Annotated in this window: 23 protein-coding genes; 18 read left to right on the forward strand and 5 right to left on the reverse strand. The window is 58.3% G+C overall.

Going from position 1 to position 26,913, the window contains the following annotated elements; genetic code table 11:
- Positions 1-252 precede the first annotated feature (252 nt).
- The 5 genes from QMZ18_RS17985 (at position 253) to QMZ18_RS18005 (ending at position 10,580) form a co-directional block, all read left to right on the forward strand.
- A complete protein-coding gene (locus QMZ18_RS17985; protein ID WP_282607709.1) occupies positions 253-4,089 on the forward strand; it encodes a spondin domain-containing protein in 3,837 nt (1,278 codons plus the stop codon).
- Between the two features lie 85 nt (positions 4,090-4,174).
- Complete coding sequence (locus tag QMZ18_RS17990) at positions 4,175-5,944, forward strand: type I secretion system permease/ATPase (RefSeq protein WP_282607710.1); 1,770 nt, start codon at positions 4,175-4,177, stop codon at positions 5,942-5,944.
- Positions 5,941-7,281, forward strand: coding sequence for an HlyD family type I secretion periplasmic adaptor subunit (locus QMZ18_RS17995; RefSeq protein ID WP_282607711.1), 1,341 nt, complete (start codon positions 5,941-5,943; stop codon positions 7,279-7,281). Before QMZ18_RS17990 ends, QMZ18_RS17995 begins: the two co-directional genes overlap by 4 nt.
- A 130-nt stretch (positions 7,282-7,411) precedes the next feature.
- The gene (locus tag QMZ18_RS18000; RefSeq protein ID WP_282607712.1) at positions 7,412-8,320 is read left to right on the forward strand and encodes an NAD(P)-dependent oxidoreductase; all 909 of its coding nucleotides are present in this window, start codon (positions 7,412-7,414) and stop codon (positions 8,318-8,320) included.
- 133 nt (positions 8,321-8,453) lie between these two features.
- Positions 8,454-10,580, forward strand: a complete 2,127-nt coding sequence (locus tag QMZ18_RS18005) for a P-loop NTPase fold protein (RefSeq protein WP_282607713.1) — start codon at positions 8,454-8,456, stop codon at positions 10,578-10,580.
- Between the two features lie 38 nt (positions 10,581-10,618).
- Here QMZ18_RS18005 and QMZ18_RS18010 read toward each other — a convergent pair whose 3' ends face one another.
- Positions 10,619-10,999 (reverse strand): hypothetical protein, encoded by a 381-nt coding sequence (locus QMZ18_RS18010; protein WP_282607714.1) that lies wholly within the window; start codon positions 10,997-10,999, stop codon positions 10,619-10,621.
- A gap of 194 nt (positions 11,000-11,193) precedes the next feature.
- On the opposite strand from QMZ18_RS18010, the gene QMZ18_RS18015 reads away from it, so the two are divergent.
- Together QMZ18_RS18015 and QMZ18_RS18020 are read left to right on the forward strand one after the other, a co-directional pair.
- Entirely contained in the window at positions 11,194-12,447 is a 1,254-nt protein-coding gene (locus QMZ18_RS18015; RefSeq protein WP_282607715.1) for a cyclopropane-fatty-acyl-phospholipid synthase family protein, read from the forward strand.
- A 622-nt stretch (positions 12,448-13,069) separates the two neighbouring features.
- Positions 13,070-14,119 carry a S9 family peptidase gene (locus tag QMZ18_RS18020; RefSeq protein WP_282607716.1) on the forward strand — a complete coding sequence of 350 codons (1,050 nt, stop codon included), beginning with the start codon at positions 13,070-13,072 and terminating at the stop codon, positions 14,117-14,119.
- A 269-nt stretch (positions 14,120-14,388) separates the two neighbouring features.
- Here QMZ18_RS18020 and QMZ18_RS18025 read toward each other — a convergent pair whose 3' ends face one another.
- Together QMZ18_RS18025 and QMZ18_RS18030 are read right to left on the reverse strand one after the other, a co-directional pair.
- Positions 14,389-14,760: a hypothetical protein gene (locus tag QMZ18_RS18025; RefSeq protein ID WP_282607717.1), complete on the reverse strand. Its 372-nt coding sequence runs from the start codon at positions 14,758-14,760 to the stop codon at positions 14,389-14,391.
- A gap of 202 nt (positions 14,761-14,962) precedes the next feature.
- A complete protein-coding gene (locus tag QMZ18_RS18030) occupies positions 14,963-16,198 on the reverse strand; it encodes an MFS transporter (RefSeq protein ID WP_282607718.1) in 1,236 nt (411 codons plus the stop codon).
- 142 nt (positions 16,199-16,340) lie between these two features.
- On the opposite strand from QMZ18_RS18030, the gene QMZ18_RS18035 reads away from it, so the two are divergent.
- Together QMZ18_RS18035 and QMZ18_RS18040 are read left to right on the forward strand one after the other, a co-directional pair.
- Positions 16,341-16,937 (forward strand): MarR family winged helix-turn-helix transcriptional regulator, encoded by a 597-nt coding sequence (locus tag QMZ18_RS18035; RefSeq protein ID WP_282607719.1) that lies wholly within the window; start codon positions 16,341-16,343, stop codon positions 16,935-16,937.
- Between the two features lie 130 nt (positions 16,938-17,067).
- A complete protein-coding gene (locus tag QMZ18_RS18040; protein ID WP_282607720.1) occupies positions 17,068-17,472 on the forward strand; it encodes a DUF3052 domain-containing protein in 405 nt (134 codons plus the stop codon).
- On the opposite strand, the gene QMZ18_RS18045 is transcribed toward QMZ18_RS18040, so the two are convergent.
- Both QMZ18_RS18045 and QMZ18_RS18050 read right to left on the reverse strand, forming a co-directional pair.
- The gene (locus QMZ18_RS18045) at positions 17,469-17,999 is read right to left on the reverse strand and encodes a DUF4166 domain-containing protein (RefSeq protein WP_282607722.1); all 531 of its coding nucleotides are present in this window, start codon (positions 17,997-17,999) and stop codon (positions 17,469-17,471) included. The two genes, QMZ18_RS18040 and QMZ18_RS18045, sit on opposite strands and share 4 nt — an antisense overlap.
- Positions 17,996-18,481, reverse strand: a complete 486-nt coding sequence (locus QMZ18_RS18050; protein ID WP_282607723.1) for a thiol-disulfide oxidoreductase DCC family protein — start codon at positions 18,479-18,481, stop codon at positions 17,996-17,998. The genes QMZ18_RS18045 and QMZ18_RS18050 overlap by 4 nt, the downstream gene beginning before the upstream one ends.
- A gap of 345 nt (positions 18,482-18,826) precedes the next feature.
- Here QMZ18_RS18050 and QMZ18_RS18055 point away from each other — a divergent pair, with 345 nt between their 5' ends.
- From QMZ18_RS18055 to QMZ18_RS18095, 9 genes are all read left to right on the forward strand, one after another.
- Positions 18,827-19,255 carry a gamma-glutamylcyclotransferase family protein gene (locus QMZ18_RS18055; RefSeq protein ID WP_282607724.1) on the forward strand — a complete coding sequence of 143 codons (429 nt, stop codon included), beginning with the start codon at positions 18,827-18,829 and terminating at the stop codon, positions 19,253-19,255.
- Between the two features lie 579 nt (positions 19,256-19,834).
- A complete protein-coding gene (locus tag QMZ18_RS18060) occupies positions 19,835-21,001 on the forward strand; it encodes an ATP-binding protein (protein ID WP_282607725.1) in 1,167 nt (388 codons plus the stop codon).
- A 7-nt stretch (positions 21,002-21,008) separates the two neighbouring features.
- A complete protein-coding gene (locus QMZ18_RS18065; protein WP_282607726.1) occupies positions 21,009-21,401 on the forward strand; it encodes a response regulator transcription factor in 393 nt (130 codons plus the stop codon).
- 92 nt (positions 21,402-21,493) lie between these two features.
- A complete protein-coding gene (locus QMZ18_RS18070; RefSeq protein WP_282607727.1) occupies positions 21,494-23,554 on the forward strand; it encodes a methyl-accepting chemotaxis protein in 2,061 nt (686 codons plus the stop codon).
- Between the two features lie 107 nt (positions 23,555-23,661).
- On the forward strand, positions 23,662-23,865 hold the full coding sequence (gene merF / locus QMZ18_RS18075) for a mercury resistance system transport protein MerF (RefSeq protein ID WP_282607728.1): 204 nt from the start codon (positions 23,662-23,664) through the stop codon (positions 23,863-23,865).
- A complete protein-coding gene (locus tag QMZ18_RS18080) occupies positions 23,862-24,068 on the forward strand; it encodes a GDCCVxC domain-containing (seleno)protein (protein ID WP_322097229.1) in 207 nt (68 codons plus the stop codon). Before merF ends, QMZ18_RS18080 begins: the two co-directional genes overlap by 4 nt.
- 119 nt (positions 24,069-24,187) lie before the next feature.
- On the forward strand, positions 24,188-25,180 hold the full coding sequence (locus QMZ18_RS18085) for a threonine dehydratase (protein ID WP_282607729.1): 993 nt from the start codon (positions 24,188-24,190) through the stop codon (positions 25,178-25,180).
- A gap of 48 nt (positions 25,181-25,228) precedes the next feature.
- Complete coding sequence (locus QMZ18_RS18090) at positions 25,229-25,843, forward strand: LysE family translocator (RefSeq protein ID WP_282607730.1); 615 nt, start codon at positions 25,229-25,231, stop codon at positions 25,841-25,843.
- A gap of 6 nt (positions 25,844-25,849) precedes the next feature.
- Complete coding sequence (locus QMZ18_RS18095; protein WP_282607731.1) at positions 25,850-26,854, forward strand: D-cysteine desulfhydrase; 1,005 nt, start codon at positions 25,850-25,852, stop codon at positions 26,852-26,854.
- Positions 26,855-26,913: the final 59 nt, after the last annotated feature.

The raw sequence follows: 26,913 nt of genomic DNA on the forward strand, positions 1-26,913 counted from the left end.
CAAGCGTGATCTCCGCAGGTGCGGCTGTGCGATCACACGATGGCGTTTGGTCTGACGGGTGCTGTTGGGCGCGGCAGGGGAGCGCTCGAAACGCTGTAGGAAATTTACTCTGTAACGCTTGTACGGAGTCTTGAGTTGTTTAGATCAGTAATCAATCCAGATTAACAATTATGTGACTGAAAATAAATGAATAAAACTCCCCTTGAGCGGTGTTGTCTGCCCGTCGTTAACACTTTCTTAAGGAGCATTTTGATGGCTTACGACGATAAAGAGGCGGGCATCATCGTTGCCGCAGACGAAGCGGAAGTTACGGTGGGTCGCGTCAGAGCCGATGAAATCGGCGTTCTCGTATCCGGCGATGACGCTGACGTTACCACCGAAGGTCCGGTTGAAGCCGGCGAAACCGGCGCCAAGGTCACGGGTGACGGCGTAACCCTCTCGAATGAAGGCCAGCTATCCGGCGGAGAAGTCGGAGTTAAAGTCACAGGCGAAGAGACCGACATTCTCAACAGCGGGTCCATCAGCGGGCCGGTTGCGATCGATGCGACCGAGTCTGAAGGCTCGACCAACCTCGAACAGTCCGAAGGCGAAATCAGCGGAGAAGTCCGTCTTGGTTCCGGCGACGACAACGTTGAGATCGAGGGCGGTGAAGTTAACGGCACGGTCAGGCTTGGTGGCGGTGACGATGATTTCGTTTCATCAGCCGAAGGCCAGTCCGAAGTTGTCGACGGGGAATCCGGCGACGACGTGATCGACGCTGGCTCCGGTGATGACGAACTGACCGGTGGTCTGGGTGAAGATGATCTGGACGGCGGCGACGGCATTGATACCGCGCGTTTTGACGACATCGATGTCGGTGTATCTGTCGATCTGGCGGCAGGTGAAGCGGTGCGCGACACCGGCTTCGTTGCCACCATTGAAAACCTGCTGTTGGTAAACCCCAATGGCGGTATCAATCCGGCAGAGATTGTCAGCGAAGGCGTGGACGGAAATCTCTATTTCAACATCCACACGAGCGACTTCCCGAGCGGTGAATTGCGTGGACAACTTGCCCTGGCGGAAGACAATCGGGATGCCTTCGGCTTCGGTACGGTTGTGTTCTCGGCTGCACTGGATGGTGCGCAGGAAACACCTGCTCCTGTCGATACAGATGCGTCGGGTGAAGCTTCCGTCGTTTTCACGCTCTTGGAAGACGGCAGCATTCGTTACACGACCGAGCTGTCGGTCTCCGGCCTGAACCAGGCTGATCTGCTGCCGGTCAACATTGGCAACGGTACGCTCAGCCCGATCCACCTGCATAATGCGCCGGTTGGACTGGGTGGTGCCGTGGTCGTCGACATTGCAAGCGATGCCGGTCCCGAGGGGATCGTTGCCGTGAGCGAAACCGACGAACTCACGAACATCGAGAATGTCGTGGGTTCCAACGACGCCGACATCATCGTCGGTGACGATGCAGCCAATGAACTCTCCGGCCTGGAGGGTGACGATGAACTGAGCGGCGGCCGCGGTGGCGACAACCTGCTTGGTGGCGAGGGAAACGATCTGCTGCGTGGCGGCGGTGGCAATGATGTCATCGACGGTGGCGAAGGGATCGACACCATCAGCTTCAGCGACATCGGCGTGGACGTTAATGTCACTTTGAATGCTGACGGGAGTGGTTCCGCCGACTACATCGTGAACGGCAACACAGTGACCGATACCTTCACCGGCATCGAAAACGTGGAAGGTTCGGCCAACAACGACACCATCATTGCTAACGGTGGTGCGCCGAACGCAATTGACGGTGGTGCCGGCAACGATTTTATCGCTGGCGGTGGTGGGGTTGATGACCTCTCCGGCGGCGAAGGCGTTGACACCAACAGCTTCATCAACATCGGAACTCCGGTGGTTGCCAACCTTGCTGCCGGAACGGCCAGCTATCAGCCGGCGCCTGGTGTGACGGTCTTCGAGCAGTTCGACGGTTTCGAAAATCTCGACGGCTCCCAGAACGACGATCAGCTTTTCGGTGACGGTGGTGACAACGCCCTGAGCGGCAATGACGGTGACGATCTGCTGATAGGACGCGGCGGTGCCGACGACCTCTCCGGTGGTGAAGGCAACGACGTTCTGCAAGGCGGTGGCGGCAACGACGCCCTTGACGGTGGTGAAGGTGTCGACACGGCTGACTTCCAGGACATCGGCGTTGCTGTGACGGCGACCTTGGAAGACGACGGAACTGGCGTGGCTTCTTATGAAGTCAACGGCAACACTGTCCAGGACAGCCTGACGAGCATCGAAAACCTGACCGGTTCGGAAAACGATGACTCGCTTTCCGGAAACTCGGAAGACAACCTGCTCGCAGGTGGTGCCGGAAATGATGAACTCTCGGGCGGTGACGGCAATGATGTCCTGCGCGGTGACGAAGTCGGCTCCGGAACAGCCGTCCGGGTATCGGTCACCAACACCTTGGGTGAAGGTGGAACCTTCCTGACCCCGGTCTGGTTCGGTTTCCACAATGCCGAGAACTTCGACCTCTTCAGCGCCGGAGAACAGGCCAGCCTGGGGCTCGAGCGTTTGGCCGAAGATGGTATCGTCGAAGGCATTGCGGCCGAGTTCAATGCACAGGCCGGTGACGGTGGTGTCGATGCCACGATCATCGGTGGCGCGGGTGCACCCGGTCCGATCGATCCGGGCGAGACAGCATCTTTTGTTCTGGATGTGGACCCAAGTCAGGTCGGCCAGGGCTTCTTCACCTGGGCAACCATGATCATTCCTTCGAATGATGCTTTCCTTGCTTCTCCCGACGATGCTCGCGCCGATGCGATCTTCGACGAGAACGGCAACTTCCTGGGCCCGTTGGTCATCGAGCGCTTCGGCAACGACGTTCTCGACGCCGGCACCGAGGTGAACAACGAGGTGGCGGCTGCATTCCTTAACCAGACGGCTGCCAACCAAGGCACGACCGAAGGTGGCGTTGTCGGGTCTCACCCCGGTTTTAACGGCTCCGAAGGTAATCCCGATGGAACGCCTCAGAACATTCTGGGCGGAACCACGGCTGCCGGGACGATCGTCGATCAGACCGAAGGTGACTTCACCCGCAATGGCGGCAATGAGCAGCTACTGCGCATTGTGGTGGATCGGGTGGCCAATGAAGGCGGCGCTGACATCCTCAATGGCGGAGCCGGCAACGACAGCCTCGAAGGCGGTGGTGGACGCGATACCTTCGTGTTCCAGCAGGGTACCGGTTCGGACACGGTTCTCGACTTCGATACCTTTGTCGAGACCGGTGACTTCATCGATGTCAGTGACTTCAACTTCGCTGACGGAGATGCGGTGATCGCCGCTGCTCAGCAGGACGGTGACAACACGGTTATCGACCTGGGAAATGGCGATCAAATCACTCTGATCGGCGTCGACGTTGGAGATCTCAACGCTGAGAGCTTCATTGTTGGTGAAGGACCGGTGGAGATCGACCCGATTGTCGTGGACGGCGGCCGTGGTGCCGAAGAGATCAACGGCGGCGCTGCCGACGATGAGCTCAATGGCGGACGCGGCAACGACATTATCAATGGTGGCGACGGCAACGATCAGATCAATGGTGGTCGTGACGACGATGAGCTCGACGGTGGCGACGGCGACGATGTCATCAATGCTGGCCGTGGAGACGATAACGTCGAAGGCGGTGACGGTAACGACGTTATCGACGGTGGCCGTGGTGACGACGACATCAACGGCGGCGCGGGCAACGACGTGCTCGAAGGTGGCCGTGGCGATGACAACATCAATGGCGGTGCAGGAAACGACTTCATTTGCGCCGGCACGGGTGATGACATCATCAACGGTGGCACGGGCAACGACCGCCTTGAAGGCGGTTCCGGTGCGGACATCTTCGTGTTCGAGACGGGCACCGAGGATGACACGGTTCTCGACTTCGAGACCGGCCGTGACGAACTCGACCTGACCGCCTTCGGCTTCGCGTCCTTCGCGGATGTGCAGGCTGCGGCGGAGGACGATGGAGACGATGTCGTTATCGATCTTGGCAATGGTGACTCGGTGACGCTGGTTGGCGTTTCCGAAGCTGAACTGAGCCAGGACGACGTCGCCATCTAGGCATCATGAAATGGGCCCGGCATCTTGGCCGGGCCCATCTTCTTTCATTCGATTATTGAATAAACCCTCGCAACAGAGGTCTGATATGAGCAAGAACCGACGCGGTTCCTCCGAACTCCAGGCTGCATTCCGAAGCTGCAGCAGCGGATTTTTCATGACCGGTGTTTTCAGTCTGGTCATCAACCTCCTCATGCTGACCGGCCCGCTTTACATGATGCTGGTCTATGATCGCGTGCTGACCAGCCAGAGCGAAAACACGTTGATATCGCTTTCTCTGCTAATTGCCGGCCTGTTCGTGATCATGGGATTGCTCTCGGCCGTGCGCTCCAAGATTCTCGTGCGGGTCGGCAGCCGCATTAACCTGAGGCTCAGCGAGCGTGTCTTCGAAGCCCAGATCAAAAAATCGGCTTTGCGCGGCACCAGGGGGCAGGACGGTGTCAGAGATCTTCAGACCCTGCGCGAGTTCCTCTCCGGTACCGGACCCAGTACGCTGTTCGATGCACCTTGGACACCCATCTACATCGGTGTCGTATTCTTGCTGGATCCGCTGCTCGGTTGGGTTGCCACCGGTGGCGCTGTCCTGCTGATGTTGCTCGCCGTGATCAACGAGTTTGTGACCCGAAGCAATCTTGCAAAGGCGACGCGCGTGCTCGCGGAAAGCAATGAAATCGTCGCGGACGGCCGCAGCAATGCAGAGGTCCTTTCCTCCATGCATATGCTTCCGGGCATCTATCGCCGCTGGCAGAAATTGCAGCATTCGGCGTTGCAACTGCAGAGCAAGGCGAGCGACCGTTCGGCGAGTCTCTCTTCCATGTCGCGGACCTTCCGCTTGATGCTGCAGTCGGCGATCCTGGGCACGGGCGCCTATCTTGCCATCAATGGAGAAATCAGCCCTGGCAGCATGATTGCGGCCTCTCTGATCATGGGGCGTGGACTGGCCCCGGTTGAACAGGCGATTGGTTCCTGGCGTCACTTTATCGCCGCGCGCGGCGCCTACCGTAGGACCAAAGAACTTTTGAACGAAATCCCTGCTGTTGAACAGCGCACGCAGCTACCTGCACCGAAAGGTAAGCTGAGCGTTGAAAAAATGTTCGCGGGGATTCCGGGTAAAGATGGAAACGTTCTGATCCTCTCCAATATCTCGTTCCACCTCAACGCCGGTGAAGCCCTAGCCGTCATCGGGCCGAGTGCATCGGGTAAATCGACGCTTGCCCGCCTGCTGGTCGGCGCCTGGCCACCGGATCACGGGCATGTTCGTTTGGACAGCGCCGATCTTTGGCAATGGGACCGGGAGCAGTTGGGACACTATATCGGTTACCTGCCGCAGGACGTCGAGCTGTTCAACGGTACGGTTCAGGAGAACATCTCCCGCTTCAGCGAAGAAGCCGACGACAGCAGTGTCGTGGCGGCTGCCATGAATGCCGGCGCCCATGAGATGATCCTGGGCCTTCCAGACGGTTACAACACGATGGTTGGAACCGGTGGCCGGCTCCTTTCCGGCGGCCAGCGGCAGCGGATCGCTCTGGCGCGCGCGCTTTTCGGCGATCCTGCACTCGTCGTTCTGGACGAGCCAAATGCCAGCCTCGACGCGGTTGGCGAGGAAGCGCTCAGTCAGACAATCAAACGCATGAAGGAGCGCGGGCAGACGGTTGTCGTCATTGCGCATCGCCCCTCGGCCGTCACACAAGCCGATAAGGTCCTGGTGCTCGATGGCGGAAAAGTCGCGGCCTTCGGACCCAAAGCTCAGGTCTTCGCTGCACTCGCCGATCGTGCGGCCGGCGACAGCAAGACTGTCAAAAGCGGTAACGCCCTCGGCGGACCCAGAATTGTTTCTCAGCAAAGGAGAGCGTCATGAATCAGCTCACCACGGAACTCAAAACGGGCCAACCGCCGGTGAAGGCGGTACAGGCCGACCGAATGTCCGGTCAGATTGTTTTCGGACTGCTTGTCGTCGTCTTGATGTTCGGCGGCATTGCAGGCTGGACCATCGGAACCAAGATCGACGGTGCGGTGGTCGCGCCTGGTATGGTGGCGGTCGAAAGCAACCGCAAGACGGTCCAGCATCTGGAGGGCGGGATCGTTGGGAAAATCTTCGTGAAGGAAGGCGATTACGCAGAAGCCGGGCAACTGCTGATGCGTCTCGACGACACCTTGAGTCAGGCCAATCTCTCCATTGTTGTCAATCAGCAGAGCGACCTGACCGCGCAGCGGGCGCGCTTGACTGCCGAGTTGACCGGTAGGGACACGATTGAATATCCGCGGCAGCTTGCCGAGCGCCGGGCGGAAGCCGAAGTGGCCGAGATGATGTCGGCACAGGATCAGCTTTTCGCTGCGCGGGGTGAAGCGCGGGCCGCAGAAGCAGCGTCCGTGCGTCAGCGGATTGCCGCTTTCAGCGAGCAGATCAAAGGCCTGAAGCAGCAAGGCGGTTCCGTTGCCAAGGAGTTGGAGTTGTCACGCAACGAGTTGATCGTTTTGGAGCGCTTGCGGAAGAAAGAACTGGTTCCGGTGACCCGGGTTCTGGAGCTGCAACGGAGCATCGCGCGTCTGGAGGGCCAGCGGGCCGGCGGACGGGCGCAGATCGCGAGTCTGAAGGCTCAGATCCATGAAGCCGAAGCGCAGATCGCCCGCGCCGATAAAGACTTCCGTGAGCAGGTCAGCCGAGATCTCACGACGATTCAGGCTCAGCTCTATACCCTGATTGAACAGCGGGCCGCCGCCGAGGACCGCATGGAACGCGGAGAGATCCGCGCACCGCAGTCGGGCCGGATTCTGGACTTGCGCGTTCACACCAAGGGCGGCGTCATCATCGCCGGTGAGCCGATCATGAACATCATCCCGTCCGACGATGAACTAGTGCTGATGGCACAGGTGCCGCCATCAGACGTCGACCGGGTCAGCGCGGGACTGGATGCAACCATCCGGCTGACCGCCTTTAATCAGGACACGACGCCGGAAATCAATGGCAAGGTTCGCAACATTTCTGCGGACAGTGTTTACGATGAAGCTAACGAAAGTTCTTTCTATCGGACGCAGATTTCGATTCCCAAGGCCGAACTGAGCAAGATCAGTGATCTTAAACTGGTGCCCGGCATGCCCGCCGAGATCTTGATTAAAACGGGCGAACGGCAGGTCATTTCCTATTTGATGAAGCCTTTGCTTGATAGCTTCGCGCGCACCTTCCGCGACGACTGAAGAAACGCCCGCGGGTCGCAGAAGTGTCACGTTGTTGCGATCCGCGGCGGTTGCTGCGGGTTCCCCTCTTTGCCTAAAGCGGCTGCTGTTGTAGGAAGACCGCTAAATCTTTGAAAAATGGGAGCGCGCAATGTCAGATAAACCTGTTGTTGGTTTTATCGGAGTTGGCCTGATGGGCTGGGGTATGGCCAAGAATGTCGTTGAAAAGGGTTATCCTCTTCGGGTTATGGCGCACCGAAAGCGCGAGGCCGTCGACGATTTAATCGGCCGTGGCGCCAGTGAAGTGTCAACGCCGAAAGGGATGGCCGAGCAGGCGGACGTGATCGTGCTCTGCGTGACGGGGGCGCCCCAGGTCGAGGATCTTCTGCGGCGTGATGACGGTATTCTGGCTGGCGCGCGTGAGGGTCTGACGATCATTGATACCTCGACGTCCGAACCGGATCTGACCGAACGCCTGTATGCGGAACTCGGCGCACGGGGGATCACTTTCTTTGATGCCCCCTTGTCGCGGACACCTGCGCATGCCTGGGACGGTGAACTGACCACCTATGTCGGCGGGCCGGAGGAACTGGTTGAACAGTGGACCCCGCTGCTGTCGACCTGGGCCAGCGTTGTCATTCCTGCAAAGGGTCCGGTCGGTTCGGCCCATGCGACCAAGCTGATCAACAATCTGATTGCCATCGGCTACGCGGCGATCTGGTCCGAGTGCTATTCGATGATATCAAAGATCGGCGTGGCCCCGGAAACCTTCCGCGAAATCGTGAGCAATTCCGGTATGAACTGCGGCAATTTTCAGAACTACTCGAAATATGTCTGCGACGGCGACCCTGACGCCCATCAGTTTGCGTTGTCCAACTGCCTGAAAGATATCAGCTACTATCAGCGCCTCGCGACACGCAACGACGCAGCGACCTTCATGTCGGACGGGGCCCTGCAACTTCTGAAGCTGGGCAAGACCATGGGATATGAAGAAAAGAACATTTCGGAGATGGTTGATATCGTCGCCAAGTTGAACGGGCAGGGCGAACGGGCGAAGTAGAATTTTCTTGCGCAGGCAGCTTTTCGTTTTTCTCCAGCCCTGAGCTATAATCGCCTTTTGACGAGCGTCTGCCCATGCTGGTACTTCCAAAAGCATGGGGCCAAGTGGGCGGATTCCATGGGGAGGGCGTGCCGTGGACAATTCCGATCAAACAGGACCGGCTTCGAAGTTTGCCGATAGGGGAACCGGGATGCTCGGCGATCAGGTTATGGCCTGGGCTCAAAGGAAGTTTGGTACGGACTTCGACCGGTCGGACTCTGTTCGCAATCTTCAAGAACAATTGACCAAGTTAGGGCATCAAGTTTTTGCTGACGGCGTTATGGGACCGAGTACTCTCAAGGCGCTTCGTTCTCAGCAGGAATTGGAAAACACGGGTGCCCGTGGAACAGAGTCGTTCGCTGAAGCCGATACTGAGGCCACATTTTTCGGAGAGAAGCCGGATATTGTCGACAGTTTCGAAGCAAAGCGAGCCGGGGTATCCGCTTCCGAAGCCGAAGAAGCTGAAGTAGAAAAGTCAGACTCTGTCAGCGGCCAGCAGGATGAGGAAGAAACACCAGGGCAAACAGACACAGAAGGCCTCACCGCGAAACCTGTCGCGCTGAGCGACCGGGCGCTGGAGTCCATTGATGGTGATCGCTTGGGATTTAAGCCCTACGTAGAGGCCGTCGCGCGCTTTCTTTTAGCAGAACAGACCCGTGCGCCGCTTGCGCTGGCGATCAATGCGCCCTGGGGGCGCGGCAAGACCTCATTCATGAACATGATCGAGGACCAGTTGCGCAAGACGGCGCAAAGCACCGGCATGCGCGTTGCCACTACGCGCTTCAATCCCTGGAAGTACAGCGAGGCCGAACAGGTTTGGGCGGCTTTCGTCGGCAACGTCGCGCGCTGTATCCGGGACAACTTGACGCCCGGTCAGCGATTTCAGTTCTGGCTCACACGGCTGATCGCAAAAATCAAGCGCAATGCGGATTTCGGCCTGGGGGTTCGGGTCTTTGTCGCTGTGCTGTTCGTGCTGCTCATGGGATTGATGTTCTTTCTGGACTGGCCGGTCATTTTCGAGGCGCTCAAGAAAGACTACGCACTTCTCAATGCCATTTTAACCGCCCTGGCTTCATCTGACTCTGCAGGTATAGCGGGATGGCTGGGGTACCTGGCCCTTAGCCTAGCTGCTCTGCTCGGTGTTGCGGCGCTTTACATCGGTTTTGCGAACAAGCTGGGACTGAACCTGCTGGACTATCTTGAGAAGACCGACTTCAAGGACAAGATTGGAACATTGTCCCAATTCGAGGATGAGATGCGGCGGCTGACAGCCGCGGTACCTTCAAACATGAAGGTTGTTGTGTTCGTCGACGACCTGGACCGCTGTAAAGGCCCTGTTCTGGGTGAAATTGTCGAGGCTCTTCAGCTTGCCGATGTCTCAAAGAGCTGCATCTTCGTTCTGGGGATGGACCTGAACATCGTGGCCAATGTGATCGAGAAGGAAAGACAGGAACTGGCGCAGTCGGTCGATAGCGGTAACGGCAGGCTGGAACATGGCAGCGGTTATAAGTTTCTTGAAAAGATCATCCAGGCCAGGCTCAGCCTGCCCGACTATGGTCCCGAAGAGATCGGACAGCTGATTGCCACCGCCATGCAGCCCGATTTACCGGCGACCGCCCAGGTAAGCGTTGCCAAACCCGATCTCCAGAAGGACGGAACGACCAAACTCCCGGAAGACGCGGAAAAAGGTATCGTGAGATCCGTACTCGAGACCGCCGGTGCGATGAGTGCCTTCCGTCCCGAAGATCAGATTCGGGACTCTTCTCTGGTGATCCAGGTCGCCACCTACTACGGCAGCCGGCATTTTCAGAACCCGCGGCGCCTGAAGCGCTTCATCAACGGCTTCCGCCTGCAGACCTATCTCACGGCTTCCGGCAGTCTGGGCGGCCGGGATGTTGATCGGCTTGCACGCCTGCTGGTCCTGGCTGAGAAGTGGCCGGCACTGCTGGAACGCGTGATAGAGAGCGAAGACGCACTATACGAATGCCTGGCTTTCCTGGACCAGGGTACGGTACCTGATCCGGCTGCCCGGCAGGGGACTTCGCAAACGCATATTGAGGCACTTGGCCTTCATAGCCTTTCGGATACGGAAAGATCCAGACTGCTGGAACTGCTGCTCGGAAACGATCTCCGTGATGCCTTTGGCTTCGAAGAGCTCAAGGCGTTAGCCGGATGGTACGGTTTTTGTTACTACCCCGGTCTCGCGAAGGCTGAGGCATAGGGGCATTGCGCCGGGCGATGTAATACCAAGATGAGATGCTAATACAGCCTCATCGTGATTCTCTGATTGAAGCCACAAAAAAGAAGGGCCGATAAATAGGCTGCAACGACTCCGCCCAACGACATCATCGCCATCGCCGCCCAATAGGCGCCCAGGGCGACCCAGCCGTCGAACAGCGGTGGATATCGGAAAGCGATTTCCGTGTGTGATCTTTCGATAAGCTGATGATCGTGACGCTCAAAGATTTCGATAATCTCATCGGCAAGGCTTGGAAGTTCGCTTTCTTTGCCTTTAATCAGCTCCGCCAACTCCCTTTTAGCCGCTTTAAGACACTTACTTCTGTTTTCGCGATGGTTGACGGCTAGGACCAGTCCAACAAGGAACCCGATGATAGAAGGGCCAAAAAAGTAAATGAACATATCCGCGCAATAATCTTGGTTGAACCGAGGCTCATGAGCTGCGTGTTCGCCCAAAGCTTACACGATAGAGTGACGTTATAGTCTCCTAGGGACAACGGCAATTCACTTCGATTCCCAATCCGTTTGCAGAGACCCGCGAAGTCGTTAATCTAGCGGCTCTTTATTGAATCCGTTTTGTCCGGGGGCCGATCGCCGTGTTTTTGCTGTCTCATATGCTGAAAAAGTTCATTCGCACCGGCACGCTGCGTATCTACGACGCCGACGGCAAGTTCTATAGTTTCGGTGACGAGACCGAACCCGTTGTGACCCTGCGCTTTCACGACAAATCGCTGGCCTTCAAGATTTTCAAGAATCCGGAGCTGCACACCGGTGAAGCCTACACCGACGGGACCCTGACCTTTGAAGACAGTGGGGTCTATGATCTTCTGACTCTCTTTGGAAAGAACCGGCACAGCCTGGGCAGTTATCCGCTGCAGAATGTTCTACGCAAGGTCTGGAAGGCTTTCCGGACGCTTCAGCAGCACAATCCGGCCAAGAAAGCGCAGAAAAACGTCGCCCATCACTACGACCTTTCGCGCCGGCTCTACGAGCTCTTCCTGGATGAAGACCTACAGTATTCCTGCGCTTACTTCCGCACGCCAGAGGATACTCTGGAAGAGGCGCAGGCCAACAAGAAGCGTCACATCGCTGCCAAGCTGAGGCTTGAGGATGGCCAGAAGGTGCTCGACATCGGCTGCGGCTGGGGTGGCATGGCGCTTTATCTCGCCAGTCTTGCCGAGGTCGAGGTGACCGGCGTGACACTTTCCAAGGAACAGTTGGAGGTCGCGCAGGCGCGTGCAAAGGAACTGGGCCTGGATCACCGGGTGAAGTTCGAGTTGCGCGACTACCGCGACCTTGACGGTCCCTACGACCGCATCGTCTCGGTCGGCATGTTCGAGCATGTCGGCGTCGGCCACTATGACGAATTCTTTACCAAGGTGAAGTTGCTGATGGCGGACGACGGCATGGCGCTGATCCATTCGATCGGGCATATGTCGCCGCCGGGCACGACCGGTCCCTGGATCCGCAAATACATCTTCCCCGGCGGGTATTCGCCTTCCCTGTCAGAGGTCTGTGCCGCGACTGAGCGGGCTTATCTCTGGGTCACGGATGTCGAAGTTTTGCGGATGCACTATGCCGACACGCTAAAGGCCTGGCGGGACCGCTTCGAGGTCAACCGGCAGGAAATTGCCGGGATCTATGATGAACGCTTCTGCCGCATGTGGGAATTCTATCTGATTTCCGCCGAGATGGCCTTCCGCAGGGGATCATCGATGGTGCTGCAGGTGCAGCTTTCGAAGGAGTGTCTCGCCGCGCCCTTGACCCGCGATTACATGCACGAGGCTGAAGCCAGCTTGCCGGCACCTTTCAAGGCGCTCGAAACCGAGACGCAGAAGATGGAAGCCTAGGTTGGAACTCCTATTCCTTGACGACCTTGACGACAAAATCATGTTTTCTTGCAAGAAGTCAGGAGCGGTGCTGATGCATCGTGCCTCTGCCAGAATTGGACTGACGAAGCGACGCTGTTCAGAACGTGGTTCCCAGAACTCATAATCTTGTCGCCCAAATTACGATCAAGGCCATCAAGGAATAGGAGCCCTCAACCTAGGTTGGGAATTCATAAACTGCGCTCGATCTTGGCGGATCCGGTCAAGCGACGACTCACCCTCTGACGCACGAGGGGTGAGTCATCGGGACGTTGGCCTCGATATCGATGCTCTCCTTATTGCAATCTATTTTCGCCTGTTGATCCGCCGTCAGAAGATAACACCGAATTTTACGCGGGAGTTGGCCCTAGAGCGGTTTCCCGCCATTGAACATTAAAACCGTGACCGCTATGCGCATGAGAAGACGCTGCAACCAGTCCGCGTGTAAATTATCTTTGGCAATCGTGCATTTTATCTATTGCGACTGAGAAGTTTCTCCCTAAATCAGTGTGTTAAGCCCCGTTGCCGAAGGCGTGCCGCCGCGTCTCCCGGGTGGGCCGCGAATCTCTCTGCTCGCTTTCTTGTTGTTTCCGTAGGGTTCTAAATGCGCCGGTTTCTGGCCGTTCTCTGGTCTGTTTTGTTTTTCACCTTGTCCGGATCCTTCGCAGTTTCCGCGAGCCCGGTCGAGCGCTTTGTCATGTTCAAGGGCGCAGGCGATGCCATGCTTGCCGGCCTTTTGACCCTGCCTGAGGATGAGGACGAGGCGCCTTTCCCGGCAATGCTGCTGTTGCAGGGAAGCGGACCGACCGACCGGGACGGTAATCAGCTGCCGGAGATCAGGACAAATCTACTGCGCCAGATAGCCCGCGACCTTGCGGAAGAGGGCATCGCCTCGCTTCGTTTCGATAAACGCGGCCTGCATGCCAATGCCAAGGATCTACCCCAGGGCCCCGCCGAACTGCGGACTTTCATGGCGTGGGAGAATTTTGTTGCCGATGCCGAGATGGGTTACCGCTGGCTGGCATCGGATCTGGAGATCGATGGCGAGCGGGTTGGTGTCGCCGGCCATAGCGAAGGCGGTCTCATCGCTCTGGAAATATCCCAACGCCGCAAAGTCTCACCCCGCGCCCTGGTTTTGCTGGCAACACCGGGGCGCCCCTTTGGCGCGGTGCTGCGAGATCAACTGAACGGGCTGCTGGATCGCCAGGGCGCTACGGCGCGGCAACGGACTTTCTTCCTGGCCGAGGATCAGCGTATTCGGGCGGCGATCCTGGCCACGGGCGAAGTGCCGGATGATGTCCCCGCGGGCCTACAGGCGCTTTATCCCAGTTACCTCGGTTTGTACTTTCAACCGCTGCTGCAGCTTGACCCGGCGAAAGCGCTGGAGGGTTACGCCGGACCGGCGCTTCTGCTGGCCGGTGGCCGGGACCAGCAGGTTTCGCCCGAACGCGACTTTCAGCCGCTGGCGGCGGTTTTGCAGAGCAAGGATGACGGCAGTGCCGCCTTCATCGCGCCCGAGGTCAGCCACAATCTCAAACCCGTCAAGGCGGGCGAGGCCGGTTTCGAAGGCCGGATCGATGCTGGAATCAAGGCGGAACTGACCGGCTGGCTGACCCGGATGTTGATCGACGAGGACACTGCCTCCCGGCACTGAGCCACTAAGCGCTTCGCAGAACTGCGATGCCGGATTACTGTTCAGGCGAGCGCTATTTTAACTTGATGACGTGGGAGATGAGGATGAATGACGGTGATGGATCGAAGCCTCCTCAGAGACCCAAGATCACGGCAGAGTCCGTACGTTTGAACGAGCTGAGCGATCCTGCGGTCCTACCCGACGAAGCCAGCACGTCAAACCACTCCAATTTGGATGGCAACCCGGCGGCTTGCGTACCGGTGACTCCACTATCACCACTGGAATTCACACTAGGACTTCAGAATCACATGCTCGACGCGGGCCGAAGTGATTCGTTCCTCCTGTGCGAGCTGACCGACGAGCTCGTTGACCCGTTTTGACGTCAGGCCGGCAAGCCGGCACTTGATACAGGTTTGACTGCCGTCGCCTTTGCGCAGAGACAGGCTCACAATCCTTGCGCCCTGGCCTCCCAGTCTATTCGTGACGGCCGACAGAAGGTGCCAGTCTTCGTCGCCCGAAATACGCAGGTCGTGAAAGACCTCCATCTCCGGGAAAAGCAGGGCGACGTCGTCCAGCCCTTGGCCATTCTCGGTTAATCCGGATTCGGGCTTATGGCCAGGATTGAGGGGCGATGGAGGGATCGAAATGTTCGGCGCATTCATGGCTGCTCTCGGGCTCTCGGTTTACGATCGCGCCAAAAGACACAGCTCTTGAACAGAGGTTTTGCGGGGAAAGGAATGTCGGCTGAAAAAGGGCGGGTTTTGCCCCTCGGTTTAGCTGCATTTCTTCAGCGCCCGCAAGCTGAGACAAATCGGCGCGAGGGATTCTTAGCGCAATCGAACCAGCCTGTCACCCCTCTTGATTTTACTGTGCGGGAGCCGGCGCCTTGCGGATCAGAGGGTTCTCGTCGATCGGTAGATGAATCGCGGCCGCCAGCAAGCCCAGCACGATTCCGGCCCACCAGACGGGATCGTAGGTTCCGATGGTGTCATAGAGATATCCGCCGAGCCAGACGCCCAGAAAGCTGCCCACCTGATGGCTGAAGAACACGATGCCGAACAGAGTGGCCATGTAGCGTACGCCGAAAACCTGGGCCACGATCCCGGTCGTCAGCGGCACGGTCGAGAGCCAGAGAATGCCCATCACCGCGGCGAAGGCATAGATCGTGACGTCGGTTTTTGGGAGCAGTAACAGAGCGCCGATGGTGATGGCCCGCGCGAAGTAAATCACGCTCAGGCCGCACTTTTTGCTCCAGCGCTGTCCCGCAGCGCCGGACAGGAAAGATCCGACAATGTTGAACAGGCCGATCAGCGAAATGGAATAGGCACCAACCTCCGCGCCCAGCCCCAGGTCCTGCACATAGGCGGGAAAGTGGACTGTGATGAAGGCGACATGGAAGCCGCAGACGAAAAAACCAATGGTCAGCAGCACGAAACCCTTGTGTTCGCTTGCCTCGCGCAGTGCGTTCCCCAATGTCTGGTCGCTCGGGGCTTCCCCTTTACCGGTCGTGATGTGGGGCAACCCGAACGCGAGGGGGACGATCAGCAGGGCGGAGGCCGCCAGGATCAACAAAGCGGAATGCCAGCCGAAATTGGCGATGAAGGCCTGCCCCAGAGGCGAAAAGACGACCTGGCCGAATGACCCGGCTGCTGTTCCCAGGCCCAGCGCGAGAGACCGCCGCTCAGGCCCGACGACCTTGGCGATCGCGGCGATCGCAATGGAAAAGGCGGTGAAGGCAACGCCCAGCCCGGTCAGGAGCCCGCCGAAGAGATGTAGTTCCAGACCGCTCTCCGCCGAGGCCATGCCCCAGACCCCCAGGCCGTAGACGACCGCGCCGAACGCGAGCACCTTGGAGGGGCCGAACCGGTCCGCAACCGCGCCTGCGATGGGAACACCGATGCCCCAAAGCAGGTTTTGGATCGCCATGGCCAGCGCAAAGGTCTCCCGGTCCCAGCCGTTTGCCAGGGTCATCGGCTCCAGAAACAGTCCGAAAATCGACCGGATGCCGAATCCGACCATCGCGATCAGGCAGCCGATGACAATCACGACGATCGGCGTGCGCCAAAAAGAGCCGGCAGATTCGGAGGTCGAAGAGGTCATTTATGGCATCCAGATTGCAAAAATTGCGGGAACGGCCTGCAGCGCTACGAAAGTGCTAAGGGGTCGGCGATGGACAAGCGGCGTTGTTCGATGTAAACTCGTGTAATTACACTAGTGTATATACATTGATTGGTCAACGATAGTGACAGGTGCTCAGAAGCAGTCTCGAGGGCGGGGAACGAGAACCCGAAAGACCGGACGCACTCAGGAAAGCCGGCAGGCTCGAGATACGGCACTGCGCCTGCTGGAACAGGACGGCCTTCCTGCGAAACCCCCGGTGGGTCCAAAGGAAAGCGAAGTTGTTCTTGGCGCGGGCAACGATCCCCGGGCCAGTTACTGCACCTGTGCAATGCTGCGGCGTGCCAGCCGGCGCGTGACCCTCGCCTATGATCAGGCGCTCAAGCCACTTGGCTTGCGGCTCACCCAATACTCTCTTTTGGCCAGCGTTCTGCGCAGCGGCGGTATGAGCATCACCGATCTTGCCGACCGGCTGGCCATGGAACGCACGACACTGACGCGAAATTTGAAGCCGTTGGAGACGGCCGGATGGCTGAGGGTCAATGCAGGCCCCGACCGCCGCAGCCGCGCCGTCGAAATCACCGAAACCGGGCGCGTCCTGGTCGAGCAGGCCTTCCCCGCCTGGCAGAAAGCCGAACGTGAACTTCGGAAGTCGATGGGGCGAGACGAAACTGCGGCGCTGCGGCAGTTGCTGACGACGGCGATGCAGGCGGTCGATTAGATATTCGCGGCGTGAATTCCGCAGAGCCAATTCCGCAGTTCCAATTCCGCAGTTCCAATTCCACGGCTCTCCACCTGATGAACTCTGCTATAACAGACTTGTTCGGGCTGTATTGATTCGAGACGCATTCATGTCGGGATATTCGGGAACGCCCCTGGCCAGCAAGCTTGGCTATAAATCCGGGATGCGTGCCTGTGTGCTGAACGCGCCGGACCACTATCAGGCGCTTGTCGCTCCCCTGCCGGACAATGTGGTGTTTCTTTCAGAGCCCGGGACAGAGCTCGACCTAATACATCTATTTGTCATCGAGCGGACCGAGCTGCAAAGCCTGCTGCCCCGTCTGGAGGAAGCGATCGCCCGCGACGGCATGATCTGGGTGTCCTGGCCCAAGAAGGCTTCGATGGTGCCGACAACGGTGACGGAGGATGTGATCCGGGACGTCGCGCTGAAAGGTGATCTCGTCGATGTCAAAGTCTGTGCCGTGGATGACGTCTGGTCCGGTCTGAAGCTGGTTATTCGGAGAGACAGGCGCTAAGCAGGTTTCAACCAGCCCCGGTAGGTAATGAACTGGCCGATCACCGGCAGGCTGATGGTCATGTCGAAGTGATAGCGGCCATTTGCTTCGCTCTCGGTCGCCGTCGTTTTGGGTGCCAGAAATTGAGGCAGAGGGAGTTCGAGAAGGCGGAAGGCTTCGACCTCCCATATCAGTCCATCGCTGGCAGGCAGCAGTCTGACGACTGCCGAGACCAAGCCTTTGGTCTCCAGGATGCAGCCCGGCTGTTGTTCGAGCGGCGTCAGGCGGGTGGAAAAGCTGTCACTGCCGAAGCTCCTCTCCCAGCGTTCGCCGTTGCCTTCCTGTTGGAACCGGACACGGGTCCGCAGGCCCTTGCCCGCTCGGGGCAGGCCGAACAGCCAGAGAAGACATCGGCCGATAAGGCTTTCGCTGCAGAGCACATCGGCTTCGCCTTCGAGTATCTGCTGGTCTTCGAAGGAATGCGCGCGCCTGACGGCATCCGGCAAGATCGCGAATTTTTCCCCAAGCACCCTTTGATAGAGAGTCATAGGTAATCGAGGATCTTGGCTTTGTGTTCAGGGGGCAAAAGGATGCAGCTGTCCGCCTTCCCGAAGAGCTTGTAGCGGTTGCTGGCGATCCGGTCGTAGAGCCAGTTGCGCGGACGGCGCGGAAAAATCTGCAGAAACGCCAGGAGCGGCCAGCCGGATCCCAGGATTTTCATCACCTCGAAAAAGGCGTCCGATTTGAAGTGCGCGCGGCCGTCGCGGATCACGATGTTGGTCTCATAGTTTTCCGGATCGAGTCCATAGTGGATATAGAGCGCGTGACCTAACTTCGACTGCGCCGTACAGAGGTTAAGTCGGTTCTTTCGGTCGTGACGCAGAATGAACTTGGCAAAGCCACTGCAAAAGATACAGACGCCGTCGAATACGATCAGCGGTTTGTCGTCGGGGAACGTGGGAACCCTTGTGTCGTCCCGGTAACTGTAGGCGGGCTGTTGGGCAGCGCCGAAGATATCTATATGAGTCATGTCCCTCGAACTATCGTGACCCCATGCCGTGACCGCAAGAGGCAGGTGCCCACATGCCCATTATTGGGCCGACTGTTATCGCTGACTACTATGGCCCCTATTATTGCACAGGCGGCGGGCAAGGCACGTTTTCCTGCAGGGCTGCGACAATCCGCCGTCCTCAGATTGAAGTATAAAATACCACATTTGGCATACTGAATTCTAAGTCCTGTGTGCAATACGTATCATGATGGCCCGCATGGAGGCGAAGCAAATTCTTTATCGCCAGCGTAAGGCTGGCTCTGTAGTGTCTGTGCGCCCAACAGCGAATTCTTTTCACTCAATAGTTTTCTGGGGGCGCAGAACGTGAGCGAACGCAAACTCGAAGTGTTTTTCTACGGGCTCTTCATGGATCGCGAAGCCCTGCTGACAGAGGGTTATCACCCGGGCCCAGCGGTCTTGGCTTCTTTAAGCGGCTACGCATTACATATCGGACAGAGGGCCACTCTGGTGCCTTCGTCCGGTCGAACCGCGTGGGGAATGATGATGGCACTGCCGGCCGGCGAGATCGAACGTCTCTATTCGGGAGCTTCGGTATCGGCCTACCGGCCGGAGGCGGTTCTGGTCAAAAGCGCCGAAGGCACGCCAGTGCCGGCACTTTGTTACAATCTAATGCGGCTGGAAGAGAGCGCCCCCAATCGGGACTACGCGAGAAAGCTTGCAGCCGTGGCCGCGAGGCTCGCCTTGCCCGAAGTGTTCATTGCGGAAATTGAGCGCTTTTCCCAGAAGCCGTAGTCCGGGCGATCGCTCCTATACTTCCGAAACAGGCCTCTCTATGCGCCGCTGGTTCCGCTGCGCGTGTAGTTAAAATCTGGTCACTACAAATATTGTGCCCATGATCATTTGAACATCAGGCGCGTCTCGTTGCATTCAGGCATACCATAATATGCTGGTCGCGATGTTTGCGTCTTCTAGCTATTGCTCTACTTTGGAATATCCCGCGGTGGCTGTATTCCCACGCCATTCATTCCAAAAAATCAGATAAATTTTCAGCTCTTTGCCCGCTACAACCGACAGCAGTGTTGCCGCCGTTTTGCCCAGAAATCTCTTCTGTATTTGTATTTGTTCGAGAGCTTATTTTCAACAATATCATAGAGTTAGTTTTCACTATGTTTATTTGTTTAAATGAAGAAGACCCATAACTTAAGTGTGATTAAGTGGCGCAAGCTATTTTTCTACGCGAAGTGTTCAATACTAAAGTACTGCCGGCAGACACGGCTAGTAATGTTTTGTAAACAGCGGTTCGATAGAAAAGGGTAACTCGTTGTATTTTATAGGCTTTTGTCTAAATACCTATAGTTGTCTGAGGAAAAAATGGCGCCTATCTCTGGGATGTCCTTCGAAGCGACCGAAACCGATGGTTTGCCTGCGGCCCTGATGCTGCGTGCAGCGGCGACCAGCTCGTTCGGAATGACGCTCGCGGATGCCAGGCAGCCGGATCATCCCCTGCTCTATGCCAACGACGCCTTTACGGCGATGACCGGATATGACGCCCGGGAGGTTGTCGGCCAGAATTGCCGTTTTCTACAAGGTCCCGAAACCGACCCGGAAAGCGTGGCCAAGATTCGCCAGACGCTGAAAAGCGGCGTTGCTTCGACCGTGTTGCTACTCAATTACCGCAAGGATGGCAGTCGTTTCTGGAATCGTTTCCAACTCTCTCCCGTTAACGACGACGCTGGTAAGCTCTGCGCTTACTTAGGCATGCAGGTCGACATCACCGAAGAGATCGACCGGATCGGGATGGAAAACGAGCGCCAGAAGCTCGAGACGCTGGGGCGGGTCGCCGGTGGCGTTGCCCATGAACTCAATAACGCGCTGCAGCCTATTCTGCTTTATGCAGAGCTATTGGCCGACGAGGACGCGCGGAATCCGGCCATGCTAAACCAATGCAGCAAGGGTATTTTTGAGAACGCCCGCTTTGCCAGCGACGTGGTCAATCAAGTCCTGTCCTTTGCACGGCGGGACAGTAGTTCCAACCTTGTCTACGACGCCCGCACAATCATCGGCGAGGCAGTGGATTTTGCCGCGGAATATCTGCCGTCCAGTATTGTCTTTGACCGGCAGGGTTTCGAGCCTGGCGGTCCGTTGGACGGTAAACAGATCAAGATCAACCGGACCGGCTTGCTCCAGGTCATGACCAATCTCTTCAAGAATGCTGCCGATGCCACTCGTGACAAAGGCCGCATCGTCGTGACCCTCTGGCTGTCTGGAGACCCAGCTGCAAGAAGTGGGCATTCGGATGATCCGCAGAACTACGTCGTCATCTCGATTGCCGACAATGGTCATGGCATCGAGTCAAAGACGCTAAAGCATATTTTCGAACCCTTTTATACAACGAAAGCGCCAGGCGAGGGTACTGGGCTGGGGCTTTCGACGATTTACGGCATCGTTGAGCGCTGGGGTGGCCGCATTGCCGCCCACAGCACGCCCGGCAAGGGAACGACCTTCCGGGTCCTGGTGCCGATCACTTCAAACGCGTGAGGTTAAAATGGCGACGATCTTGTTGATAGATGACATGAATGGTGTGCGTTCCTCGCTCACTACGGTGCTGACGACCGCCGGACATCAGGTCGTGGAAGCGGCAGATGGTGAGGTTGGCCTGCAGAAGGCTGGCGAACAATCCTTCGATCTGGTGATCACCGATATCATCATGCCGAAGGTTGATGGTTCCGAGGTGATTCTGGCACTCAAGACGCGGTCGCAAACTTTGCCGATCCTTGCGATCTCGGGCGGTGGCGCGACCGTCAACGCCGAGAAAGCGCTGATGCTGGCGCGCAGCACGGCCGATGCGGTTCTATCGAAACCCTTCTCGCGCGGCGACCTCCTGCAGGCCGTCGATGAGCTTGTGGGGCCCGGCATTGCGGACGTCGCAACCGCGTGAGCCGCAGACTCTAAAGCTTAAATTTTCGAAACCACCAACTTTTTGATCCTGGGCGACGCCTCGTGTTTGCCGAATCACAGGGGAAATGAACAATGAGTAAGCTCAAAAACCTCACCATTGCGGGCCGCATCGTCGTCCTGCTGAGCTCGATGACGCTGCTGATGGCTGTGCTGTCGCTTACCAGCGTGCTCACCATGAAGATGATCGGTGATAAGCTCACCGATATTGCGAAGGAGGATATTCCACTCACCGAGCTGCTCAGCAAGATTACGATCCATCAGCTCGAACAGACAATCCTGACCGAGCGGGCGATCGCGGTGTTGGAACTGGAGCATGCCGGCGGCCACAGCCGCTTCGATCTCGCCGAGATCCGCGAGCGGTTCGAAAAGCTCGCACATCAGGTCGATGGTGAAATCAAGGAGGGCGAGGAGATTGCCGAGCACGCGATCACCCACTCCCGTGATCCCCACGTGGTCGAGGAATTCAAGTCGGTTCTGGTGCGTTTGAAGAAAATAGAGAAACAGCACGCGGATTTCGATCACCACGTGTTGGAGATGATTGATACCGGCAAAGCCGCCAGCCACGACGAACTGACGGCGATGGAAACACAGATCCTGGCCGAGGAAGAAGAGCTCGATCACGCGGTGGAAGAGTTGCTGCTGGAGCTGGCGGCCTTCACCAGGGCCGCCACCGAACAGGCTCTGGCTCACGAGCAGCAGGGCCTCGTCGTCACGGCGATTGTGAGCGTCGTTGCGATTATTCTCGGACTGGCGCTGGGCTATTGGCTGTTCGCTTCCGTTGCCCTTCCGCTGCGCGCTTTGACCGCCGCCGCCCAGCGCCTCGCCGACGGCGTGCTGGATGTCGAGACACCCAATTCCTGGTACCGGGACGAGGTCGAGACTATGGGGCAGACGCTCGAAGTCTTCCGCGAGAATGCCAAGCGCCGACATGACGCCGAAGCAGAGGCGAAAGAGCAGCAGGCTGCACGCAACCGACGCCAGGAAGAAGTCAATCAACTCGTCGGCATTTTCGGTGCCAGCATCGGTGGCATCTTTAACATCATTTCGGACTCCTCCTCTGCGATGAAAGACAACGCTGAAGGAATGCGCGGCGAGGCCGACACCACGGTGGATCTTTCGGGGACCGTGTTGAAAGAGTCGGACCGGACGTCGGAAAATGCGCAAACTTTGAGTGCGGCAACCGAGGAGATGGTTGCATCCATCAAGGAGATCGCCCGTCAGTCCAGCGGCTCCATGGGTGTGGCCGATCAGGCACAGAAGGAAGCCGAGAAGTCTTCCCAGCAGGTGCTGGAGCTAAAGAAGGCCGCGGAAGAGATCGGGGCGGTCATCGAATTGATCACCGACATCGCCGAGCAGACAAACCTGCTGGCGCTCAACGCAACCATCGAGGCGGCGCGGGCCGGTGAAGCCGGCAAGGGCTTTGCCGTGGTGGCCAGCGAGGTGAAGTCCCTGGCCAATCAGACCGGTAAGGCGACAGAGCGGATCAGCAGCCAGGTCAACTCTATTCAGGAGGCGGCTGGTAATTCGGCGGAATCGATCCAGTCCATTGGTGATATCATCAACAAGCTGCATGAATTCTCAACGGTCATCTCTTCGGCCATCACCGAGCAGGAAGCGACCACGCAGCAGATTTCCAGCAACATTACGGAAGTTGCCGCCAGTGCGGCCGAAGTCAGTCAGTCGATCGGTGGCATGCGCGACCAGGCGCAGTCGACCGGCAAGCGTGCCGACGAACTGGGTGGGCGTTCCAGCAGCCTCTACAGCGAGGCAACATCGCTGAGCGGAGAAGTCGATTCCTTCTTGTCGGCACTGCGTGGTGCCGAGTCCGAAGACGATGCTGTGAGCCTCGCCAGCCACAGCGTGAATCTGCCAGCAAGTCTTACGATCGATGGGGCGGAACACAATGGCACTGTCGTTGAGCTTTCCAGTACACATCTGCGGGTCACGCCGGGTGTTGCCAAGCCGGCGGGCACGGCTGTCGAGGTGCGCTGCGAAGCGCTCAGCAAGTCTGTCACGGCACGTGTTGCGACGGCCGAATCAGGTGAGATCGTCCTGCAACTGCCCTTGACTCACGAAAGCATGTCCTGGATGCAGGAAGAGATCCAGACACTGACCCTGCAACAGGCTTCGTAAGACACGGAGGGCCAGAGCCGAGGGTTTTTGCCGCGGCTTTGGCCCGCCCTTCTTTTGCCAACGGGACTGTGATTGGTCGGGTGCCTGCAGTCTGGTAAAGTGAAGGCATGGCTAAAGGCTCTCTGCTTCGCACCGGCGTCATTGGCTCCGTTCTATTGGCGCTTTGCTGCTTCACGCCGATCCTGGTCGTCCTCTTTACTGCCGTTGGTCTCGCTTCGCTGATCGGCTGGCTGGACATTGTTCTTTTGCCTGCTCTGCTCATCTTTCTTTTGATCACGGCCTACGCGTTAATCCAGCGGCGAAGGTCATGATCGAACTCAGGTCCACCATCGTCTGTCCGCTCTGCCGTCACGCCGAGACCGAGACAATGCCGACAGACGCCTGCCAGTATTTTTATGACTGCAAGGGCTGCGGCCAACTGCTCAGGCCGCTGAAAGGTGACTGCTGCGTCTTCTGCTCCTATGGCGACGTCGCCTGTCCGCCGATCCAGGAAGGGAATGGCTGCTGTCATTGAAACCGGGGTGATACTCTCGCTGAATAGTCGCCTGATGCCGTAGCCGATTGTAACAGAACAATGTTTTAATTGACCAAGCCCCGGCGTCTTGCCCTATCCTCCCGGCGCAGGAGGAGTCTATGAATTCGATTTCCGCAAACGCGATATCGAGGGAAGAACTGGAACAGGCGGCGGCGCTGGTTCACCGTGCCATGACGCCGACGGCGGCTTATGCCTGGCCTTTGCTGGCGGAGGCCGTCGGGGCCGAAGTCTGGGTCAAGCACGAGAACCACACACCCACCGGCGCTTTCAAGGTGCGCGGCGGACTGGTCTATCTGGACCGCCTGAAACGGGAGCGGCCACAGGTCAAGGGCATTGTCTCCGCCACGCGCGGAAATCACGGTCAGAGCCTTGCCTTCGCGGCCCGTGCTGTCGACCTGCCCTGTAAGATCTTCGTGCCTCACGGCAACTCAGTGGAAAAGAATGCCGCCATGCGCGCCTTCGGGGCCGAATTGGTGATCCAGGGCCGGGACTTCGACGAAGCCAAAGGGCATGCCGCCGATCTGGTCGACGAAAAGGGCTTTGAATTCGTGCCGTCCTATCACCGGGACCTGGTGACGGGTGTGGGGACCTATGCGCTGGAACTTTTCACGGCGCAGCCGGACTTGGATGCGGTCTATGTGCCCATTGGCTTGGGCTCGGGCATTTCGGGCCTTATAGCCGCGCGCGACGCGCTGAACCTTAAGACCGAGATTGTCGGCGTGGTTTCGGAACACGCCGAGGCTTATGCGCTGTCCTTCGAGGCCGGGCGGGCGGTCAGCACCAATGCTGCGCTGACCTTCGCCGACGGTATGGCGGTGCGAACGCCCGATCCGGCGGCGGTCGATGTGGTCTGCCGCGGCGCGGCGCGTGTCTTGCGCTTGAGCGAAGCCGAGATCGCGGATGCCATGCGCCTTTACTACTGCGCGACCCACAACATTGCCGAGGGGGCTGGGGCTGCGCCGCTCGCCGGTTTGATACAGGAACGCGGGACCATGAAGGGCAAAAAGGCCGGCGTGATCCTCTGCGGACAGAACATTGACCGCGCCTGGTTCGCGACGGTGCTGGACGGCGGTGTGCCGGTGGTGGAATGATACCGGCTGTCATCATTCTTTCCTGCTGGAAAATCTGAAGAGGCTTCCATGGATCTCGCAGCTCTTGTGGTATTTGCCGGCGCCCTGCTGATCGCCGCCGGGTCTCCCGGGCCCAGCATTGCCGCGCTGGTGTCGCGGGTGCTGACGCGGGGCTGGCGCGACGTGCTGCCCTTTGCGGCCGCCATGTGGATCGGAGAGGCGATCTGGCTGACCATGGCGGTCTATGGGCTGGCGACCCTGGCCGAAACACTGCATTGGGCCTTTATCGCCCTCAAGTACCTGGGCGTGGCCTACCTGCTCTATCTGGCCTGGAAGATGTGGTTCGCGCCGGTTGATATCGAGGCGGAGAGTTCTGCGACGCGGCCCAAGTCCGCGCTGCGCATGTTCCTGGCCGGGCTGGCGGTAACCCTCGGCAATCCCAAGATCATGGTCTTCTATCTCGCCCTGCTGCCGACCATCATCGATCTGGCGGGAATCACGTTTGTCGCCTGGCTTGAGTTGACGGTGACGATGCTGATCGTCCTGGCCGCCATCGATCTTGGCTACATTGTGCTTGCGGGCCGGGCGCGCCAACTGATGAAGAGTCCGCGTGCCATGCGGATCGCCAATCGGGTCGGAGCGACAGTCATGGGCGGTGCTGCGGCAGCCATCGCATCCAAGTAAATAAGAGTGTCCGGTTCATCCATGCCTCTCTCGTCCTTTGCCCGCGTTCAACTGGCTCACCTGCCGACGCCACTGGAACCTTTGACGCGATTGAGTCAGATGCTTGGCGGACCAAGGATCTATATAAAGCGCGATGACTGCACCGGCCTGGCGGGCGGGGGTAACAAGACCCGTAAACTCGAGTTCCTGATGGGGGACGCGCTGGAAAAGGCGTGTGATTTCATCCTGACCGCCGGCGGACTGCAGTCTAATCACGCGCGCCAGACGGCTGCTGCCGCCGCAAAGCTTGGCCTGGATTGCGAACTTTTTCTCGAGTCCGTTCCCGGCACGCCGAGCAGTGACTACGACCGGAACGGCAATTTGCTGCTCGACCGGCTTCTTGGGGCGGGCGTGCAGCGTTGTCCGGGTGACGGCTCTTTGTTGACGCGCATGGAGGCGCGCGCCGAGGAGTTAAGGCGGGAAGGCCGAACCCCTTACGTTGTTCCGGTTGGCGGCTCAAGCGGGATCGGCGCCCTGGGCTACGCCGACTGCGCACTGGAACTGATCAAACAATGCCAGGCGCAGGAGCTCGAGCCCGACCATATCTGGATGGCGACCGGAAGCGGCGGAACCCAGGCCGGGCTGCTGGCCGGTCTGGCCTTGGCGCAGTCGAAGGTTCCACTGACCGGCATCAATGTCAGCGCAACCGAAGAGGTGCAGAAGGCGAAGCTGCGCCCGGTGCTCGCCGAGACCTTTGGTCTGCTCGGTCTTGCGCTGCCTGATCTTGACGACGTGATCTGTGATGAAAACTTCTACCTGCCCGGCTACGGTATTCCCAACGAGGGAACCCTGGAGGCGATCCGCCTGCTGGCCGTATCAGAAGCGATTCTGCTGGATCCCGTCTATAGCGGCAAGGCGATGGCGGGTCTGATCGCGCGGATCCGCGAAGGGGCCTTCTCGTCGCGCGATACCGTCGTGTTTCTGCACAGCGGTGGGGCGGCGGCGCTCTTCGCTTACGAAACGCTTCTTTAGATTCTCACGCGCCTGACTGCCTAAGGATGGTGGACCTTCAGAGCTGTTCTCCTTGTGAA

The sequence above is a fragment of the Pelagibius sp. Alg239-R121 genome (genome assembly GCF_947331435.1).
GTDB lineage: Bacteria > Pseudomonadota > Alphaproteobacteria > Kiloniellales > Kiloniellaceae > Denitrobaculum.

Bases quoted from the DNA above. Each gene is read 5' to 3' on its own strand.
- QMZ18_RS18010 (WP_282607714.1), bottom strand. From the start codon at position 10,999: ATGTTCATTTACTTTTTTGGCCCTTCTATCATCGGGTTCCTTGTTGGA.
- QMZ18_RS18030 (WP_282607718.1), bottom strand. From the start codon at position 16,198: ATGACCTCTTCGACCTCCGAATCTGCCGGCTCTTTTTGGCGCACGCCG.
- QMZ18_RS17990 (WP_282607710.1), top strand. From the start codon at position 4,175: ATGAGCAAGAACCGACGCGGTTCCTCCGAACTCCAGGCTGCATTCCGA.
- QMZ18_RS18020 (WP_282607716.1), top strand. From the start codon at position 13,070: ATGCGCCGGTTTCTGGCCGTTCTCTGGTCTGTTTTGTTTTTCACCTTG.
- QMZ18_RS18090 (WP_282607730.1), top strand. From the start codon at position 25,229: ATGGATCTCGCAGCTCTTGTGGTATTTGCCGGCGCCCTGCTGATCGCC.
- QMZ18_RS18000 (WP_282607712.1), top strand. From the start codon at position 7,412: ATGTCAGATAAACCTGTTGTTGGTTTTATCGGAGTTGGCCTGATGGGC.
- QMZ18_RS18050 (WP_282607723.1), bottom strand. From the start codon at position 18,481: ATGACTCATATAGATATCTTCGGCGCTGCCCAACAGCCCGCCTACAGT.
- merF (WP_282607728.1), top strand. From the start codon at position 23,662: ATGGCTAAAGGCTCTCTGCTTCGCACCGGCGTCATTGGCTCCGTTCTA.
- QMZ18_RS18070 (WP_282607727.1), top strand. From the start codon at position 21,494: ATGAGTAAGCTCAAAAACCTCACCATTGCGGGCCGCATCGTCGTCCTG.
- QMZ18_RS17985 (WP_282607709.1), top strand. From the start codon at position 253: ATGGCTTACGACGATAAAGAGGCGGGCATCATCGTTGCCGCAGACGAA.
- QMZ18_RS18025 (WP_282607717.1), bottom strand. From the start codon at position 14,760: ATGAATGCGCCGAACATTTCGATCCCTCCATCGCCCCTCAATCCTGGC.
- QMZ18_RS18080 (WP_322097229.1), top strand. From the start codon at position 23,862: ATGATCGAACTCAGGTCCACCATCGTCTGTCCGCTCTGCCGTCACGCC.
- QMZ18_RS18040 (WP_282607720.1), top strand. From the start codon at position 17,068: ATGTCGGGATATTCGGGAACGCCCCTGGCCAGCAAGCTTGGCTATAAA.
- QMZ18_RS17995 (WP_282607711.1), top strand. From the start codon at position 5,941: ATGAATCAGCTCACCACGGAACTCAAAACGGGCCAACCGCCGGTGAAG.
- QMZ18_RS18065 (WP_282607726.1), top strand. From the start codon at position 21,009: ATGGCGACGATCTTGTTGATAGATGACATGAATGGTGTGCGTTCCTCG.
- QMZ18_RS18060 (WP_282607725.1), top strand. From the start codon at position 19,835: ATGGCGCCTATCTCTGGGATGTCCTTCGAAGCGACCGAAACCGATGGT.
- QMZ18_RS18085 (WP_282607729.1), top strand. From the start codon at position 24,188: ATGAATTCGATTTCCGCAAACGCGATATCGAGGGAAGAACTGGAACAG.
- QMZ18_RS18045 (WP_282607722.1), bottom strand. From the start codon at position 17,999: ATGACTCTCTATCAAAGGGTGCTTGGGGAAAAATTCGCGATCTTGCCG.